The organism is Pectobacterium araliae, assembly GCF_037076465.1.
Lineage (GTDB): Bacteria > Pseudomonadota > Gammaproteobacteria > Enterobacterales > Enterobacteriaceae > Pectobacterium > Pectobacterium araliae.
Genome location: NZ_AP028908.1, coordinates 2,030,186 through 2,048,839, shown reverse-complemented (window position 1 = coordinate 2,048,839; position 18,654 = coordinate 2,030,186). Strand labels below are relative to the sequence as shown.

General features: G+C 49.8%; 16 protein-coding genes and 1 tRNA gene. 6 read left to right on the top strand and 11 right to left on the bottom strand.

Annotated elements, in window-relative coordinates; genetic code table 11:
- Positions 1-61: 61 nt before the first annotated feature.
- Positions 62-805 (top strand): carboxy-S-adenosyl-L-methionine synthase CmoA, encoded by a 744-nt coding sequence (cmoA, locus tag AACH44_RS09250; protein ID WP_261847625.1) that lies wholly within the window; start codon positions 62-64, stop codon positions 803-805.
- Positions 802-1,788 (top strand): tRNA 5-methoxyuridine(34)/uridine 5-oxyacetic acid(34) synthase CmoB, encoded by a 987-nt coding sequence (cmoB, locus tag AACH44_RS09245; RefSeq protein WP_261847626.1) that lies wholly within the window; start codon positions 802-804, stop codon positions 1,786-1,788. The genes cmoA and cmoB overlap by 4 nt, the downstream gene beginning before the upstream one ends.
- 155 nt (positions 1,789-1,943) lie before the next feature.
- Here cmoB and cutC read toward each other — a convergent pair whose 3' ends face one another.
- Together cutC and AACH44_RS09235 are read right to left on the bottom strand one after the other, a co-directional pair.
- On the bottom strand, positions 1,944-2,702 hold the full coding sequence (gene cutC, locus AACH44_RS09240; RefSeq protein ID WP_261847627.1) for a copper homeostasis protein CutC: 759 nt from the start codon (positions 2,700-2,702) through the stop codon (positions 1,944-1,946).
- Between the two features lie 319 nt (positions 2,703-3,021).
- Positions 3,022-3,588, bottom strand: a complete 567-nt coding sequence (locus AACH44_RS09235) for a VOC family protein (protein WP_261847628.1) — start codon at positions 3,586-3,588, stop codon at positions 3,022-3,024.
- 649 nt (positions 3,589-4,237) lie between these two features.
- On the opposite strand from AACH44_RS09235, the gene argS reads away from it, so the two are divergent.
- On the top strand, positions 4,238-5,968 hold the full coding sequence (gene argS / locus AACH44_RS09230) for an arginine--tRNA ligase (RefSeq protein WP_338659577.1): 1,731 nt from the start codon (positions 4,238-4,240) through the stop codon (positions 5,966-5,968).
- A 170-nt stretch (positions 5,969-6,138) separates the two neighbouring features.
- Here argS and murJ read toward each other — a convergent pair whose 3' ends face one another.
- From murJ to rimJ, 4 genes are all read right to left on the bottom strand, one after another.
- Positions 6,139-7,674: a murein biosynthesis integral membrane protein MurJ gene (gene murJ, locus AACH44_RS09225; protein WP_261847630.1), complete on the bottom strand. Its 1,536-nt coding sequence runs from the start codon at positions 7,672-7,674 to the stop codon at positions 6,139-6,141.
- A 127-nt stretch (positions 7,675-7,801) separates the two neighbouring features.
- The gene (locus tag AACH44_RS09220; RefSeq protein WP_261847631.1) at positions 7,802-8,767 is read right to left on the bottom strand and encodes a Gfo/Idh/MocA family protein; all 966 of its coding nucleotides are present in this window, start codon (positions 8,765-8,767) and stop codon (positions 7,802-7,804) included.
- Between the two features lie 28 nt (positions 8,768-8,795).
- Positions 8,796-9,434 (bottom strand): YceH family protein, encoded by a 639-nt coding sequence (locus tag AACH44_RS09215; RefSeq protein WP_261847647.1) that lies wholly within the window; start codon positions 9,432-9,434, stop codon positions 8,796-8,798.
- Positions 9,435-9,443: 9 nt separating this feature from the next.
- Positions 9,444-10,028, bottom strand: a complete 585-nt coding sequence (gene rimJ, locus AACH44_RS09210; RefSeq protein WP_137741380.1) for a ribosomal protein S5-alanine N-acetyltransferase — start codon at positions 10,026-10,028, stop codon at positions 9,444-9,446.
- A gap of 315 nt (positions 10,029-10,343) precedes the next feature.
- Between rimJ and mdtH the strand changes: the two genes are divergently transcribed.
- Together mdtH and AACH44_RS09200 are read left to right on the top strand one after the other, a co-directional pair.
- Complete coding sequence (gene mdtH / locus AACH44_RS09205) at positions 10,344-11,549, top strand: multidrug efflux MFS transporter MdtH (RefSeq protein ID WP_261847632.1); 1,206 nt, start codon at positions 10,344-10,346, stop codon at positions 11,547-11,549.
- A 285-nt stretch (positions 11,550-11,834) separates the two neighbouring features.
- Positions 11,835-12,401, top strand: coding sequence for a lipoprotein (locus AACH44_RS09200; RefSeq protein WP_261847633.1), 567 nt, complete (start codon positions 11,835-11,837; stop codon positions 12,399-12,401).
- Between the two features lie 64 nt (positions 12,402-12,465).
- On the opposite strand, the gene AACH44_RS09195 is transcribed toward AACH44_RS09200, so the two are convergent.
- The gene (locus AACH44_RS09195; protein ID WP_261847634.1) at positions 12,466-13,041 is read right to left on the bottom strand and encodes a TorD/DmsD family molecular chaperone; all 576 of its coding nucleotides are present in this window, start codon (positions 13,039-13,041) and stop codon (positions 12,466-12,468) included.
- Between the two features lie 61 nt (positions 13,042-13,102).
- Complete coding sequence (locus AACH44_RS09190; protein WP_261847635.1) at positions 13,103-13,840, bottom strand: phosphatase; 738 nt, start codon at positions 13,838-13,840, stop codon at positions 13,103-13,105.
- A 279-nt stretch (positions 13,841-14,119) separates the two neighbouring features.
- Here AACH44_RS09190 and AACH44_RS09185 point away from each other — a divergent pair.
- Positions 14,120-14,209: transfer RNA gene (locus AACH44_RS09185), tRNA-Ser, on the top strand.
- 114 nt (positions 14,210-14,323) lie between these two features.
- On the opposite strand, the gene AACH44_RS09180 is transcribed toward AACH44_RS09185, so the two are convergent.
- The 3 genes from AACH44_RS09180 to rmf form a co-directional block, all read right to left on the bottom strand.
- Complete coding sequence (locus AACH44_RS09180) at positions 14,324-15,886, bottom strand: methyl-accepting chemotaxis protein (RefSeq protein ID WP_261847636.1); 1,563 nt, start codon at positions 15,884-15,886, stop codon at positions 14,324-14,326.
- A gap of 417 nt (positions 15,887-16,303) precedes the next feature.
- Entirely contained in the window at positions 16,304-17,692 is a 1,389-nt protein-coding gene (gene ltrA / locus AACH44_RS09175; protein WP_338659228.1) for a group II intron reverse transcriptase/maturase, read from the bottom strand.
- Between the two features lie 509 nt (positions 17,693-18,201).
- Positions 18,202-18,369, bottom strand: a complete 168-nt coding sequence (gene rmf, locus AACH44_RS09170) for a ribosome modulation factor (protein ID WP_010276992.1) — start codon at positions 18,367-18,369, stop codon at positions 18,202-18,204.
- Positions 18,370-18,654 lie beyond the last annotated feature (285 nt).

Sequence of the window (18,654 nt, the reverse complement as noted above, 5' to 3'; positions counted from 1 at the left end):
CGGGTATAGCGTATTCTGCTAGAATGCGCGCCTCTTTATTACTCTCAGTACACTTTCTGCCATGCCAAACCGCGATATGCTTTTTTCTGTGCCAATTGCCAATTTAGGCGACTGGACATTCGACGAACGCGTTGCCGACGTATTTCCCGATATGATCCAACGTTCCGTGCCCGGCTATTCCAACATCATTTCAATGATTGGCATGTTGGCAGAGCGGTTCGCTCGCCCGGATAGCCTCGTCTACGATCTCGGGTGTTCGCTAGGTGCAGCCACGCTATCTATGCGACGCAATATCCACGTATCGGGTTGCAAAATTATCGCAGTAGATAATTCTCCGGCAATGGTGAAACGCTGCCGTAGCCACATTGATGCTTTCCGCTCCACAACCCCCGTCGAAATTGTCGAAGCAGATATCCTGAACATTGATATTGAAAATGCTTCCATGGTTGTGTTGAATTTCACCCTTCAATTTCTGGAACCTTCTCAGCGTCAGGTGCTTATTGAGCGTATTTATCAGGGACTAAACCCCGGTGGCGTGCTGGTACTTTCTGAGAAATTCAACTTTGCAGACAAAGACGTCGGGGAATTGCTGTTCAATATGCACCTCGATTTCAAACGAGCCAATGGCTACAGCGAGTTAGAAATCAGCCAGAAGCGCAGCATGCTGGAAAACGTCATGCTGACCGACTCGGTAGAAACTCATAAAGCTCGGCTGGCAGAGGCTGGCTTTGAGCACAGCGAAGTGTGGTTTCAGTGTTTTAATTTTGGTTCGTTATTAGCCGTGAAAGCAGAGGAAAAAGCGTGATCGATTTCGGCAATTTTTATCAGCAAATCGCGAAAAGCCCGCTCAGCCACTGGCTTAATACGCTGCCTTCACAGCTCAGTAGTTGGCAGCAAGAGTCCTTACACGGTAAATTCAAGTTATGGTTTAACTCGTTGGAACATCTCCCCTCGCTAACGCCAACCTCGCTGGACTTGAACGACAGCGTCACGGCGCGTATTGAGCCTGATATTTCCATCGGCCAGCGTGAAGGTATTGAAAAACTGCTGCGTAACCTGATGCCCTGGCGCAAAGGTCCGTTTTCGCTTTACGGCGTGGATATCAACACGGAATGGCGTTCAGATTGGAAATGGCAGCGCGTTCTGCCACATATCAGCCCGCTGAAAAACCGCCTGATTCTGGATGTAGGCTGCGGCAGCGGTTACCACCTGTGGCGGATGGTCGGCGAAGGTGCCACGATGGCGGTCGGTATCGACCCTATGCAACTATTCTTATGCCAGTTTGAAGCCGTGCGCAAACTACTTGGCGACGATCAGCGCGCACACGTTCTGCCGCTCGGTATTGAACAACTGCCTGAACTTGCAGCCTTCGATACGGTATTTTCTATGGGTGTGTTGTACCACCGTCGTTCCCCACTCGATCACCTGTGGCAACTGAAGAATCAACTGGTGGCGGGTGGTGAGCTGGTACTGGAAACACTGGTCATCAAAGGTGATGAGAACCAGGTATTAGTACCGGGAGAACGTTACGCGCAAATGCGTAATGTGTACTTTATTCCGTCCGCTACGGCCTTAACCACGTGGCTTGAGAAATGTGGGTTCGTAGATGTCCGTATCGTCGATATCTGTGCAACCACGACGCAGGAACAACGCCGAACTGACTGGATGACAACGGAGTCGCTGGCCGAATTTCTCGATCCTGACGATCCAACAAAAACGGTAGAAGGCTACCCCGCACCGGTACGGGCGGTATTGGTTGCCAATAAACCCGGTATCTACCAGTCCTAAATCGCTGCGCTAGACAAAAAAAGCCCCAGTAACACACTGGGGCTTGGTACTTGCCATGCAAACCTTAATGGTATGCGGCGGGCGCGGCAAAATATAACGATGTGGCATCTACAGCAACGCGGCTTCTCTATTGCTACGCTGCGAAATTCCTTAGGTTACGATACGTACTGCATTTCACTATCCGGGCTGACCGCCCGTTTCATGGCGGCCACCACATCACCATCCACACAGTACTGGCTAAATTCATCTAATTCCGTCTCAGAGCACATCGACACACCAATCTTGCGATAACGCATAGGTGATGGCGTCCACTGGCCTGCGGAACTATGCAATTCCCGGATGCCGGCCTGCTGAAATTTATGCACGTTAGTCAACCGCACGCCGGAGCCCGCCATAATAATAGGACCGTGGCTAGCCTGTGTTAGTTCACGTAACAAACGTAATCCATTTTCCGCTGTCTGCTGCTGCCCAGAACTCAATATGCGCGATACGCCAAGATCGGTAAGTTGTTCTAATGCAATATAAGGGTTCAAACACATATCAAATGCACGATGGAAGGTGACTGCCATTCCCTGAGCCACCGCCATGATTTCGCGCATTTTGAGCAAATCGATGTGCCCTTCCTCATTGAGAACGCCGACAACAACGCCGGGGAATCCCATCTCGCCAATCTGCTCAATGTCATATTTGATGGCCGCAAACTCCGCCGGACTGTAGCAAAAATCGCCACCTCTCGGACGTACAATCGGGTAAACAGGGATCGCGACCTTTTCGCGGGCACCACACAGCGTACCATAGGATGGCGTTAATCCCCCCTCTCGCTGTCCTGCACAGAGTTCAATTCTGTCGGCCCCAGACTGCGCTGCCGTTATCGCACAATCAACGCTATAGCAGCATACTTCCAGTTTCGTCATCGTGACTCCTCCACATAAACTCCCAGACCATTTTTCTTAATCATCGAAAATCGACAAATCATCACGCCGAGTAAAGTCATAACTATGGCATTCACATTCATGTCGTGAGGAGACAGGAGTCACAATGAACACGATACATTAGCGAAATAAACATGACATAAACCACAATTTTATTAATCTGTTCTACAGTAAAAAAAATCGGCATGAATAACGCAATATATACCCCAAATAATTCGAGTTTCAGGAAGGCGGCTACGCACATGCAACTTGAAGTATGACGGGTATATCATTTTATCTTTCTGATTACGTTATGCTCAAATTATCTACTATTTTCTTGCCACAGGGGAGACCTTTCGCTCGCGACAATATCTCGTATATCATATGGATGAAATTTTATTGTCACTTTCCCATTGGTTATCGCCAACGTCGGATTAGGAATTCGTTCTTTTTCGCCTTGCGGAACGCTAAATTTAAGCTTAATGCCCGGTGTACACAATGCGTCATCAGACAAGCAGGCTAACGCACGCTGATGCAGCGTTTCTGTATCACCAGACAGCACCAGTTCTACGTGCTCCCAGCCTTCATGGGGATAATGCTTCTCTCCTGGCCACGGCAGCTCAACACACGTAATCAGCCAGGGACCAACCAAGATGGCTTTATCCAATATAAACAAACAGATTGGCCGACCATTGATGAGGTTTTCAGACAATAGACTGCCTGCTTTTAGTAGCGCCGTTTTCCATGATTCAGCGGTCGTATTCTGATGGCAGCGCAAAGAAATATGATCGGCATGAAATTCACGTAAATCTAGTTGTAGCACACCAGCAAATTTCTGTAGTTCTTGCTCAAAACGCGCTAAATCTGTTATCAAATCATCGGGCAACATATCGGGTAACACTCCTTACAGCATCTCACATATCAACGGCTATTCATGCAGCGAGAATATCATATTCATAACATTTTCTAATTAAATTAGACGTTCCTCTCACATGTATTGATTTACATTCTCGTCCTATAAATCGCATTAAATGTAAAAAAAAACCTATCGCTTAGTTAATAAACGGAAATGTATTTTACCCGACGTTAATTTGAGATACTTTTCGCAACTTGTTCTGGGAAGAATCTTAAATAAGGTTTAGCCCATTGAACACCAGAATGAAAACATATAAATTAAGGAATCAAATAATAACGTAGAGATATCACCATGGTTTTACTCATTATATCTATCGTGCTTATTGCCATTGCGGCATATGCTATTTTTCGTCATTTTAAAACCAGAGACTCACATAAAATTGGTGTAAATAACCGTTCAAGAAAGCGTTAAGCGCACGATTTCTATTTATTTTCATTCTACCTAAGTTACATTCTCTTTTTCGTGTTCTCCTTGTTTCTTTTTTCATATTCCCCCCTCTTTCCCCCCCTCGCTCCGCGGGCAATTTCCCTCTGAATATCTCTCTGTTCCCCCTGCCCGTCTGCTGACGGGGAAAGGCAAATATGGTATAAGCAAGGCTTGATTTTTTATTTAAGGTAAACCGGTGAATATTCAGGCTCTTCTCTCCGAAAAAGTCAGCCAGGCGTTAACTGCCGCAGGCGCACCAGCAGGCAGCGAAGCTCAGGTCCGTCAGTCGGCAAAAGCACAGTTTGGTGATTACCAGGCTAATGGCGTCATGGCAGTGGCAAAAAAACTCGGTATGCCGCCACGACAACTGGCTGAAAAAGTCATCCCGTTCTTGGCACTGGAAGGCATTGCGGAAAAAACGGAAATCGCAGGCCCAGGATTTATTAATATTTTTCTCGATAAACAGTGGGTTGCGAGCCAGGTTGAGAACACCCTGAATGCACCAAAACTGGGTTTAATGCCCGTTGAACCACAAACGATCGTGATTGACTACTCCGCCCCCAACGTCGCGAAGGAAATGCACGTCGGCCATCTACGCTCAACCATTATTGGTGATGCCTCCGCCCGTACGCTGGAGTTTTTAGGCCACAACATCATTCGCGCTAATCACGTTGGCGATTGGGGTACGCAGTTCGGCATGCTGATCGCGTACCTTGAAAAAATGCAAAACGAAAGCGCCAGCGAAATGGATCTGTCCGATCTTGAAGCGTTTTATCGTGAAGCAAAGAAACACTACGACGACGATGCCGATTTCGCCGAGCGCGCACGCGGTTACGTGGTGAAATTACAGAGTGGCGATGAATATTGCCGTCAGATGTGGCGCAAGCTCGTCGATATCACCATGACGCAGAACCAGATCAACTATGAACGCCTTAATGTTACGCTGACTAAACAGGATGTGATGGGTGAAAGCCTGTATAACAGCATGCTGCCGGGCATCGTTGCCGATCTGAAGGCAAAAGGCTTGGCGGTTGAAAGCGAAGGCGCCACAGTGGTTTTCCTTGATGAATATAAAAACAAGGAAGGCGAACCGATGGGCGTCATCATCCAGAAAAAGGATGGTGGCTACCTCTATACCACGACAGATATCGCCTGTGCCAAATACCGTTATGAAACCTTGAACGCCGATCGTGTACTTTATTACATCGATTCTCGCCAGCATCAGCATTTGATGCAAGCCTGGACTATCGTGCGTAAAGCCGGTTACGTGCCCGATTCTGTCAGCCTGGAACACCACATGTTCGGTATGATGCTGGGCAAAGACGGTAAGCCATTCAAAACGCGTGCGGGTGGAACAATCAAACTGTCCGAACTGTTGGATGAAGCCTACGATCGCGCCCTGAAACTCATCGCAGAAAAAAATCCACAGATGGAAAACGATGAGTTAACCGCACTGGCGAAAGTAGTGTCTATCGGCGCGATCAAATATGCGGACCTGTCGAAGAGCCGTACTACAGACTACGTTTTTGATTGGGACAACATGCTGGCGTTTGAGGGCAATACTGCGCCTTATATGCAATACGCCTATACGCGCGTCGCGTCCATTTTCAAGCGTGCAGGCATACAGGAAGACAGTTTAACGCAGCCGATTACGCTGAGCGATGAGCGCGAATTTGTGCTTGCCATACGCCTGCTGCAATTTGAAGAAACCATCACCTCCGTCGCCCGTGAAGGTACACCGCATGTGATGTGTAGCTACCTGTACGATCTGGCGGGCTTGTTCTCCAGTTTCTACGAGCACTGCCCGATTCTCAACGCCGAAAGTGACGACGTGCGTCAAAGCCGTTTGAGACTGGCACTGCTTACGGCGAAAACGTTGAAGCAAGGTCTGGATACGCTAGGTATCGAAACCGTTGAGAAGATGTAATTCTCCATCGCCTGAAAACGTATTCATCGATTGAAAGTAAAACGCCATTGGTGACAAACCAATGGCGTTTTTTTATGACGAACATCCTTGTCCGTCACCCTGAGGGCCGTTGCTGTGCAACGTTGAAAAACGTTCCCTACGTTTTTTTACTCCGCAATGGCGTCGCGCTGTTACACGCTACGGCGGGCGAAGTCCCGTGGTCGGAATCCCAACAGTGCCAGCGTGGCGAAATAGGAACCCGCCCCTGCGACAACAACCAGCAACAGACGCAGAATACGCATCGTCATATTGCCGTCATCCCATTCGGGCATCCACCACAGCATGCCCAGCAAAACCAATGCCATCACGATAACTGCTGCCAGCAGGCGACCCAAGAATCCTCGCCAACCCGGCAGTGGTCGGAAAATATCCTGCTTACGCAGTTGCCAGTACAGCAATCCTGCATTCAGGCAGGAGGCCAGACCGATGGACAATGCCAGACCCGCATGTTGCAACGGACCGATAAAGATCAGGTTCATAACCTGTGTCAGAATCAGCGTAACTATCGCGATTTTTACTGGCGTCTTGATATCTTGCCGAGAATAAAAGCCAGGCACTAACACTTTGACGACAATCAACCCCATCAGCCCAATCGAGTAAGCAACCAACGCACGTTGCGTCATCAACGCATCAAAAGCACTAAATTTGCCGTACTGGAACAGCGACACGGTTAACGGTTTAGCCAAAATGCCTAATGCGACCGCACTCGGCAGCGCCAGCAGGAAACACAAACGGAGCCCCCAATCCATGAGACGGGAATAGTCATCATGATTGCCACTGGCAAAACTTTTCGCCAGCGACGGCAGTAAGATCGTCCCTAACGCCACACCCAGCACGCCGGACGGAAATTCCATCAGACGATCGGCGTAATACATCCATGATACCGCGCCCTCGCTGAGGAAGGACGCGAAAATAGTGTTAATGATCAGCGAAATCTGGCTCACCGACACGCCTAAAACCGCAGGCCCCATCAGCTTCATGACTCGCCAGACACTCGGGTCACGCCATTTCAGGCGCGGCAAGACCAACATCCCAATCTTTTTCAGATGCGGCAATTGATAGCCGAGTTGCAGTAAACCACCCACTAATACCGCCCAGGCCAGCGCCATAACGGGAGGATTAAAATACGGCGCAGCAAACAGCGAGAAGCCAATCATGCTGACGTTAAGCAGCGTCGGCGCAAATGCTGGCACCGAGAAACGGTTCCAAGTGTTCAGCACCGAACCTACCATGGAAGTCAGTGAGATCAGCAGGATATAGGGAAACGTGACTCTGAGTAAATTAGAGGTAAGCTCAAAGCGATCAGGCGTCGCGGCAAAGCCAGGAGCCGTGACCATAATGACCCAAGGGGCGGCGACCATCCCCGCAACGGTAACCAGCGCCAGAATCAGCGTCAGCATACCGGAAACATAAGCGAGGAACGTTCGCGTAGCCTCATCGCCCTGCTGGCTTTTATATTCGGCGAGAATAGGTACGAATGCCTGTGAGAATGCGCCTTCCGCGAAAATACGGCGAAGCAGGTTGGGTAATTTGAACGCCACAAAAAAGGCATCCGTCGCCATGCCTGCCCCAAAAATGCGGGCGACAATAGCATCGCGCACAAACCCTAACACGCGTGATAACATGGTCATGGAACTGACGGCAGCCAGTGATTTAAGTAAATTCATCCGATTATGTTCTGAACGGTTCAGGGGTGATTGTTGACCCGTTGAGGTCATCCTGATTGCGAGGTGCGACTAGTCTACGCATTGCGCGTGTAATAGCTACTTAACATTGCCATAACCGCCGAACTTTTCAGCTTTTTCCCAGCAATTTCTCAATCATACGCTGGGCCAGTAACGCTTGATTACCTGATGTTTCCGCTGGTTTTCGTTGTTCAATCGCGGTCATGAAATGATGCACTGCACCGACAAACCCGCGTTGTTCTAGCGTAGTTTGCCAGGATGGCACCGCTGGGCTGAACGTCATTCCCTCACGATCTTCACGCCATGCACGCATCTCGTCTACCTGATAGAGGCCTCCCTTAGCAACAGCCTGAACCCATTCCCGCTGGCTACCGGCCTGACGATGCATACTGGTCGTCACTTGACAGTCGCCGCTCTGGAAATGGTGCTCGGCATACAGCAGTTGACCGTCCGCATTCGCATGCAGCACACCATCAACCAACTGAGCATCGCTGCCAGCCAGCCATAGCGCGGTATCCACTACGTGCAGATAGTCATCCAGCAAGGTAAAACGCACGTCCTGTGGCCCGACGCTATCAATGCGGTGTTTATCCATACGCAGAGATGCAGGTTGGTCTAACCGCTGTTTTAACTGCTGATAACACGGGGCAAAACGGCGATTAAAACCGACCATCAGAATTCTTTTTTGTTGTTCTGCCAATTCGACCAGCATTTCCGCCTGATCCAGCGTTTCTGCCAGCGGTTTATCCACATAGACATCGACACCTGCTTTAAGCAGTTGGCTCACTACGGAGAAATGGCTAGCGGTACTGCTATGGACAAAAACAGCCTCACAATGAGCCGCTAACTCATCCAACGTAGAGAAATTCGTCATCCGGTAGTTCTGGCAAATCCGCTGCGTTTTTTGCTGGTCAGGAGAATAGGCACCGACCAGTTCCCAGCGAGCAGCCTGGCTGAGAATGGGCAAATAAGCTTTCTGCGCGATGCCTCCTAGCCCGACGACACCGATGCGGGGGCGTCGGGTGGATACGATAGGTTCTGCGGTACTGTCCGCGGATGGCAACTGAGGCTTCATGGCTGGTATTCTCCCTGGTACAAATGCATTACGCTAACAGCACGGCAAGCTGGCGCTTGAGTTCAGCGACCTCTTTTTCTAACGCCTCAACCCGCTCGGTAAGCGGATGCGACTTGTCGCTCGCCGTTTCTTCCTCAGAAGCCAATACATCGCTGACCTCACCGCTGAAAAGATGCTGATAGCGGCTTTCTCGTTTACCCGCTTCCCGCGCGAGCCTGACCACAAATGGACCATCGTCACGCCGTTGCAGTTGCTCAAGCGTGGATTCGGCTTCGCTGACATCTGAAAATTCATACAATCGAGCCGCGCGCGTACGCAGTTCCCCCGGGGTCTGTGAACCACGGAGAAGGAGCGTGGTTACCAGCGCCACTTCCGCAGGAGAGAGTTTCAGGTCGCCAAATTCGGAATTACAAAAACGATGTTCGTACTTCACAACACGGTTACCAAAACCACTGAGCGTACGTAGGAAGTGCTTTTTCACCAGCAAATCCAACGTTTGCTGCACCTCGCTTTCGCTCAGTTCCATCACTGGCTCGCGGTTGGTTTTCTGATTGCAGGCTGTGGTGATACCGTTTAGTGACATGGGGTATTGATCTGGTGTGGTGATCTGCTTTTCCAACATACAGCCGATCACGCGGGCTTCACGAGCATCCAATTGGTATTTCATCATTTTTCCTTAACGCGGAGACTTCCACTCGGCGTTGGTCAGCGCGGTTAATACGTGATCCTGCCATTTTCCATCAATAAGCAGATAGTCCTTCGCATAGCCTTCACGTTCAAACCCCAAACGCGTCAATAAATTCCCGCTACGCTGGTTGTGCGGCATATAGTTAGCCATGATGCGGTGCATATGCTGTTGACGCTGCATATAACGCAGCGCGGGCTGCAACGCTTCATACATCAGCCCCTGCCCTTGCCATTTTTGACCGAGGGAATAGCCCAGATAGCAGGCGTGAAACGAGCCCCGTAACACATTGCTAAAATTAGCTACGCCACACACTTCGTTTTCATTCGGATCTAACAGGAGGAAGTAATAGGCACTGCCCTGTTTATGCATATCATTAATCACGCTCAGCCGCGCCTGCCAGCCTGATGGATAACAATGGCTCGCGTCCCTCACGGGCTCCCACGGTTTGAGAAAATCACGATTTTCAGAATAGTATTCAGCCAAACGCCATGCATCGCGTTCATGGGCCAGACGCACCACCAGCCTGTCGGTTGTCAACTGCACTCTTGCTGGTGTTGAACGATAGCCAAACATTTTTCCCCCTACCTCTCCATGTTGTCGATAAGTAAAATTCATCGGCACTGAAAAAATCACTATTCTACACAAGCACAAAATATCGGTATTTCCGATAATCCTTACTATAACCACATAAATTCATAGGCGTAAAATCCTCTTCGCCGAGTTATTGCGCAATTGAATCAGGAAAGCCATTTTTTCTCGCCAAAATGCTACTCACATAACGTTAAATCGATAAAAAAATATTATCCAACAATAGGCTATACCAAAGTCGGATTAGAGTACAAAATAGTCACGTCTGTTATTTTCCTTCTTTTTTCATTGTGGTGAAACATGCCTCTGATGTCGCAAGCTCGGAGCTTGGGTAAATATTTTTTATTACTAGATAATATGCTGGTGGTTTTAGGGTTCTTCGTTGTTTTTCCCCTTATTTCCATCCGTTTTGTCGACGATCTCGGCTGGGCTGCATTATTAGTCGGTATCGCCTTGGGATTACGCCAGTTTATTCAGCAAGGGCTCGGTATTTTCGGCGGGGCTATTGCCGATCGTTTTGGCGCCAAGCCGATGATTATCACTGGGATGCTGCTGCGTGCCTCCGGCTTCGTTTTTATGGCGATTGCCGATGAGCCCTGGCTGCTCTGGTTGTCTTGTGCGCTATCCGGCCTTGGTGGCACGCTATTCGATCCACCGCGTACCGCGCTGGTAATCAAATTGGTGCGTCCGCAGGAGCGCGGCCGCTTCTACTCCCTGTTAATGATGCAAGATAGCGCTGGCGCCGTTATCGGTGCCCTAATCGGCAGTTGGTTACTTCAGTACGATTTCGAGATTGTTTGTTGGGCAGGAGCCGTTATCTTCGTACTTGCGGCTGCGCTCAATGCCTGGTTACTACCCGCCTATCGCATTTCGACAGTAAGAACCCCGATCGGGGAAGGTCTGATGCGCGTAATTCGCGATCGTCGTTTCCTGATGTATGTATTAACGCTGACAGGCTATTACATGCTGGCCGTACAAGTTCTGTTGATGCTCCCGATTATGGTCAACCAACTCGCTGGAACACCATCTGCCGTGAAATGGATGTACGCCATTGAAGCGGCGCTGTCGCTGACGCTGCTTTACCCTATCGCTCGCTGGAGCGAGAAACACTTCCGGCTGGAACAACGTCTTATGGCCGGGCTGTTTATCATGTCTGTCAGCATGTTTCCGATCGGGATGACGACAGAGCTTCAAACACTGCTGATGCTTATCTGCTTGTTTTACATTGGCTCAATTATCGCTGAACCCGCGCGTGAAACCTTAAGTGCCTCTCTGGCAGACGCCAGGGCAAGGGGCAGCTATATGGGTTTCAGTCGGCTTGGATTGGCACTTGGTGGCGCGATTGGTTACAGCGGCGGTGGCTGGCTATTTGATACCGGACATGCGCTGAATCAACCGGAGCTACCGTGGTTCATGCTCGGCACCATCGGGTTCCTGACGCTAGCCGCACTGTACTGGCAGTTCAACCAACGTCGCATCGAACCTGCGATGTTGGGGGGGCATTAGTTTGAATAGTACCGACGAGTTTGATCTCGTCGGTACAGTCCTTCTCTACTTTCCTCATACATTTAAAGCATTGTTTCGTCACAAGCCATTCAGTTTTGCTCCACCGTTTCATCCTTAAGCGGCATTATCGGCTATTTCAGTGCTATCCTATTGTTTACTCTGTGTATCGGGCGCACGCTGCCCATACGAAACTATGTAGATTGTTCATATAAAGAGATCGCCCACGTAAAGACATTGCTCGAATGAATAAGTCGCGCGCATAAATGGTACTAAGAGGTTAAAATAATGAAAAAATCAGGATGGATAGCAGCGGCTGCTGTGCTGCTTGCCTTTACACTCAGCGGTTGCAATAAGCTCACCCAATACTCGCTCAGTGAACAGGAAGTGAATGAGTACCTGCAAAAGCACAATGATTACCAGAAACAACTGGGCGTGCCTGGCGTGGTGGATGCACATATCGTGTTAACCGAACTATCCAGTCAAATTGGTCGCGCAGAACCGGGTAAAGTGACCCTGACGGGTAACGCAAAGGTCGATATTTCCTCCCTGTTGGGCAATCAGGCGGCGGATATGAAGCTTACACTGAAAGCACAGCCGGTATTTGATAAAACTCAGGGCGCGATTTATCTGAAAGACATGGAACTCGTTGATTACACCGTGCAACCGGAAAAAATGCAGACGGTAATGAAAACACTGAGCCCTTATTTCAATCAATCGCTAAAAAGCTATTTTGATCAAAAACCGGCCTATTTGTTGAATGCGGATAAAAGCACAACAGAATCGCTGGCAAAGAAGATGGCGAAAGGCATCGAAATCAAACCGGGCCAGATCGTTATCCTGTTTACTGACTAATATTCCCCCGCCGATAGCACACGTGATGTCTGCTATCGGCGTAATACGGTTTCATCCCACCGTATTATTCTTCCGCTTCCAACTCATCATCTTCTTCACTTTCGCCCAGCTCATCCCGCATGGCTTCCAGCGCTTCGCGGCACACTATCGCCAATGTGCGATAGAATGCAGTGGTAGCATGACTTTCTACTTTGCCGAGAAAACGATCGCTCCACGGTAATAGATATTCATCAAACAGCGTAATTTGCGCTGCGGTTTCATCTTCCTGTGCCTGATCTTCCAGCCATGATGCCGCCAGCAGTAAGCTACCAAAATGACCCACCACACCGTCATTTAACGGCATGCCACGCTGTTGCAGAAAGGTACGAATTTCCGCATCATCGGCATCGCTTTCATAGGTCGAGCGCAACGGTGAAACCGAGCCATTTTTTTGATCAAACAACACCTGATAGTCTGCCGCCATTGCGGGTAAATCCAGACCTTTTTGCAACCGTGCTAACAAAGCATCTTGATCCAACGGCCAGTGCTGCGCCAGTTTCCCGTCTTTAATCAACGCAAATAACGGTGTCAGCAAGGTATCCTGCGGCTGACGATAAAACAGCGTGCCCAACAGACGGCACACAATAGAAAACTCGTTCATTCATCATCCTATTTATTTTTAAGTAATACTGTTTTTAAATAACGGCTTTTAAGTGACAACGTCACAAATCGATCAACTCAGCAATTGCAGGCATCCCACGTTGCTCAAGGAAATCTAACACACGACGGGGACTCACATTTAATATCCGATCCTGTGGGAAATTCACTTCCTGCAAAATACGCTCGCAGTGGGTAAAGTCCCCCAGAGAAAACGCGATATGGGAATCAGAACCTAAAGAGAGTAACCCACCGGCGTCACGAACGGCTTCCGCAATCGCCCGACAGTTTGGTTCACTGCCTTTGCGTGAATGCATAAAAGAAGAGTTATTCAGCTCCAACGCCACGTTGTATTTCGCCGCGGCTTCCGCAATCGCGCGGATATCGACAGGAAATTTCGGGTTACCAGGATGGCTAATGATATGCGCGTCACCACGTGTCATAGTCGCGATCATCGCCGTAGTATGCGTATTTTTATCCTGTGGTGGAAAAACCGGCTCATGGAAGCCCGCAATAATCACATCCACCTGATCCAACATGGGTCCGGTACAGTCGATGTCGCCTTCGATATTTTTAATATTCGCTTCGATGCCACGCAAGATACCGACGCCATCAACCAAACGCGGCCACACACGCATATTCATAAAGTGCCAGTAATGCGGTGCATCCGCCATATCAGGACCATGATCGGTAATGGCAAACAGACGGATATTCTTCTGCTGTGCTTCGATGATGTAATCATGCAGAGTACTATAAGCATGCGTACTGGCAACGGTGTGCATATGTAAATCGACGGGATACATAGGTTCTCCTGGGGTCAACGAGTGCAAGTTAGCATACCATTTTTAGGGATATTCCGCAGCCAGTAAGCGGAATTACAACGTATTATTAACAAAAGTGAAACATTGTTTCTTGAAGCAATGCCGGGAAATAAACCAGTGCGAGAGTAGAAACGGAGAGAAAAGCAACAAATTGCGTTAACTTTGGCTCATTACACACGTTGAGTGCAGAAGTTTGTTGACGCTGTTCCGCAATTTCCCTACATTAGCGCCGTCCGCCAGCATGACATATGGCGAGATCACGGTGAGGTGTCCGAGAGGCTGAAGGAGCACGCCTGGAAAGTGTGTATACGTGAAAACGTATCAAGGGTTCGAATCCCTTCCTCACCGCCATATAAAAGAAAACGCCCTTGACGCAAGTCAGGGGCGTTTTCTTTTATGGTGATGGGATGGATGAGAAACGTCAGCAGGATTCACTCTATTATTGAACCCCGCCGTTTGTTGTTTCTACGATCTTGCTCCCAGTGCCAGATAGCTGCCCGCAGATTCATCGACGCGGAACTGTTCAACGGTGCGTGATAGACCCTGTGCCTGTTCGCTCAGCGATCTTGCGGCGGCCAGCGCTTCTTCGACCAGTGCCGCATTCTGTTCAGTACTCTGATCCATCTGCGAGATCGCGAGATTAACCTGCTCAATACCGGAACGCTGTTCTGCACTCGCGACGCTGATTTCGCCCATCATGGATGTTACACGGTGCACACTTTCAACCACTTCACTCATGGTATCGCCAGCCTGCTTCACGAAATCAGTGCCTTCTCCAACCTTAGCGACAGAATCATCAATCAAGTTTTTAATTTCTTTGGCTGCGGATGCCGAGCGCTGTGCCAGCGTGCGCACTTCACTCGCGACCACGGCGAAACCACGTCCTTGCTCACCCGCCCGTGCGGCTTCCACCGCTGCATTCAACGCCAGAATGTTCGTCTGGAAAGCAATGCTGTCAATCACGCCGATGATATCCACAATTTTACGCGATGAGAGACTGATCGAATCCATCGTCACGACAACTCGGCTGACAACGTCACCGCCACGAACAGCCACATCCGATGCCGATACAGCGAGTTCATTCGCATAACGCGCATTATCCGCGTTCTGTTTCACCGTTGCGGTCAGCTGTTCCATGGCCGCCGCCGTCTGTTCCAAGGCGCTGGCCTGCGATTCAGTACGCGCAGACAAATCACCGTTACCCGATGCGATCTGCGTCGAAGCCGTAGCAATGGAGTTTGTGCTGCTGCGAACCTGATTAACCAGATGCGACAGGTTGTCTCGCATCGCGCGGATAGCGTAGAGAATACTGGTTTGATCGCCCGGCTTCGTTTCAACGTCAACGCGTAAATTGCCTTCCGCGATTTCGCGTACCACATCCACCGCGTACTGCGGCTCACCGCCAAGCTGGCGCATCAGCGTGCGCAACATATTCCATGCAAACGCGGAAATAATCAGCAGAAGAACCAACCCTAAAGACAGTAAAATCAACGCATTGTGCCAGAATGTTTGCTGGATATCGTCAATGTAATCACCGTAGCCAATCGTCCAGTCCCAAGGCTCGAACTTGATGACGGCATAAAGCTTCTCAACCTTATTCTGCTGCCCTGGGCGCGTCCCTTCCGCAATCACGGTGCCGATCGTATTACCCTGAAGCGACGCACGGTAGCGTTCCCCCGCTTCTTTGCCGCCATTCGCATCGACGATACCAATGCGCTTAGGGTTAGGGTGAACATAGTTCACATCGTTCGTGTAACCACGCACGAAGAAATAACGATCGCCTTGGTGGAAACTGGCTATCGCCCGCTTGGCTTCTTTCTCTGCTTCGTCGCGCGACAGCTGGCCACTTTTCTCCTGGTCATACGCTTTCTGCGCCGCCGAATGAGCCAGTTCCACCAGCGTAGAGAGTTGGCCAGTGCGCTCGCTCATCATCGTGCTATAAAGCGTATTCAACGCCACTGCCGATAAAATTAGCATCCCTAACAAGGTCGTACCGCACAGCAGTGCAATTCTGGTTCGTAGTTTCACTCTATTTTTCTCTCTAACCTTTAACTTTTTCAGAAAATTCCGAATAAAAAGTTATACTACATTGCCGCCTTGAGCCATACCATTCAGGTAATAATGATAGATTTTTTAACAATAAATAATGAAAAAAAACCCAATTCGCTCAATTTAAAACCATAATCGAGCAATAACGACTAAAAAATGGTAATAAATGATCGAAATCGAAATAAATTCGTAAGTGATGTTACAAACGCGAAAATATCCAGATCATCATCCGAAATTCATATATTGGTTAATCGCGTTTGTTGATTGACCTCTGTATCGATTGAACAGAGAGAGAGGTAAAATCAGGACATTTGCCTCTAATCGAGTAGGAGGCGAGATTACTCCCGCCGTCCTCTCACACCACCGTACGTGCGGTTCCGCATACGGCGGTTCATGTTAACTCTGGAACTGCCGTTGCTGCTCCACTAGTGATATCAAGCCGAGTCGTCTGAACTGCGCCGTCTTTATCGCATCATTCATGTGACTCGACCCCGCGTTCCACCACGCTCCTCGCTGGTTACTCGCCGACCTCCACGCTCGCTTTTCACACAAGCCCGCTCGCATTAGCATTCGGGCTCGCGTATACGTTCGTTTCCATTGCCGCCACAGTAGACTGCGCAGTTTACGCCTGACCCAGCCGTCAATCTTCTCCAGAACTCCTTTTACTTCCGTGTATCTGAAGTAGCTCATCCAGCCTCGCAGTATCGGTGTGAGTTCATTGATTACGCCTTTCACTGATTTCGTCGCGTGCCCTGTCGTCAGGCTACGGATCTTCTCCTTCAGCCTCTCGACACTGCTCCCTGCGATCTTCAGTCGGGTCTGTTTGTGCCGTGTCACGCTGTATCCCAGGAACTTACGCTCCCACGGTCGCGCCACCGCACTCTTCTGCTCATTGACCTTTAGCTTCAGTATGTCTCTCAGGTACACCCTGATTGCCCTAAAGATATGCTCGCCTGCTTTGCGACTGCTCACGTAAATGTTGCAGTCATCCGCATAGCGACAGAAGCTGTGACCTCGACGCTCCAGTTCTTTATCCAGTTCATCCAGCAGAATGTTCGACAGTAGCGGCGACAACGGTCCGCCCTGCGGCATTCCCTTACCTCGCTTCTCTGTCTCGCACCCGTTCGTCATTTCCGCTTCAAGGTAGCGACGTATCAGTTTCAACAGCCGTTTATCCCTGACATGCCTCGCCAGACGTGACATCAAAATGTCATGATCCACCCGGTCAAAGAACTTTTCCAGATCCAGATCGACCACCCAGCGTTTCCCGCTTTGTATGTAGCGCTGTGCCTGTTGCACTGCCTGCCACGCATTGCGGTTACTTCTGAACCCGTAACTCGATTCGCAGAAGTGCGGCTCCACGACCGGACTGAGTTGTTGTGCTATCGCCTGCTGGATAAGCCTGTCCACTACCGTCGGGATACCCAGGGTTCTCACGCCGCCGTCCGGCTTTGGGATATCCACTCTGCGTATCGCCTGCGGCTGGTAGGCGCCCGTAATCAATGCCTGCCTGATACTCGCCCAGTTCTGTTTCAGCCACGGCTTCAACTCCGTCACTTTCAGGTTATCTACCCCTGCCGCGCCGTTGTTTTCCACCACGCGCTGATAGGCCAGCATCAGGTTCTCTCTCGTTATCACCGTTTCCATCGTCAACGGCATTTCCGCTTTCGTTTGCCCACCGACCGCCGTGGGGATTTCAGCACCCTCATGCAGCACTGACGGATACTGTCCGTCTCCTCTGCCGCTGGCCGCAGTGCTCTGCGCTTGTGCCTCATTAATTCCCATCGAGTATCGGTGTCCTAATCATGGTTAATCATGTTCAGCCCTTCATGCTGCCAGTTATGCAGCACTACTACGGCTTCGGCTGACTGCTGCACGTTCATCCCGTCGCCTCTCGACGCTCGGTAGCCCTGAAGCAAACGTGCAGCCCTCCCGGGGTAATTCGCGCGACCTTCCTGCTTATGCCTGTCAGCTTTACGTCACAGCGTTCTGTGCAAGTATTGGGCTTTGATGATATTTGCCACCTTACCCCGCTGTGCCGCCTAAACTGCTTCCTGTTCGTCAGGCCAGCATTTTGCCTTCAGCTTCCTTCAGATCCCACCTCGCGGTGGGCACCCTTGCCGTTCGGCTAACACTTCCCCTTGCCGGGTGTGTAGAGGACTTTCACCGCCAAGTCGCCCCTTGACCACTACAGTCAACGGACAGCGCCCGTCAAGGCGCTACGCGCCATGCCCGGCGCACAAATACAAAAGCCTCCGCGAAAGCGGAGGCGTTCCCTCTAATGACAAGGCGCGCTAAGCGGTAACAGCCCTGTCCTCCATGGCTTTTCGCCAGCCTCCCAACCAGTAAGACCGAGCATTAATTGATTGATAAGGACAAAATTCCTTTGGTCTACCGACAATACCGGCTTGATAACCACGTGAATGAGCCCGTTCAAGGCGATCGCGTTTCTGTCTCTTCATGCCTTATTTCCCTCATTATTTATCTGGTGGAAAGAAAACAATGATTACTTTATAAGCAACCACAGACTATCAATACCGATTCTGCCGCCAAAGGTCAAGGCGCAAAATTCACGCCAGTGTCATATTTGTGATCCAAAATAGGAATTTTCTCCACTGGAGAACGAAAAAACATAACCATTTGAAAACAATAAAAAACCTCTAAAAATGCAATGCAATCACAGCATTACATCTTTAAAGGTCTGGTTTTTAGAACCCGAGTTTTTCGTGTTGTCGTTGTTTCAAACA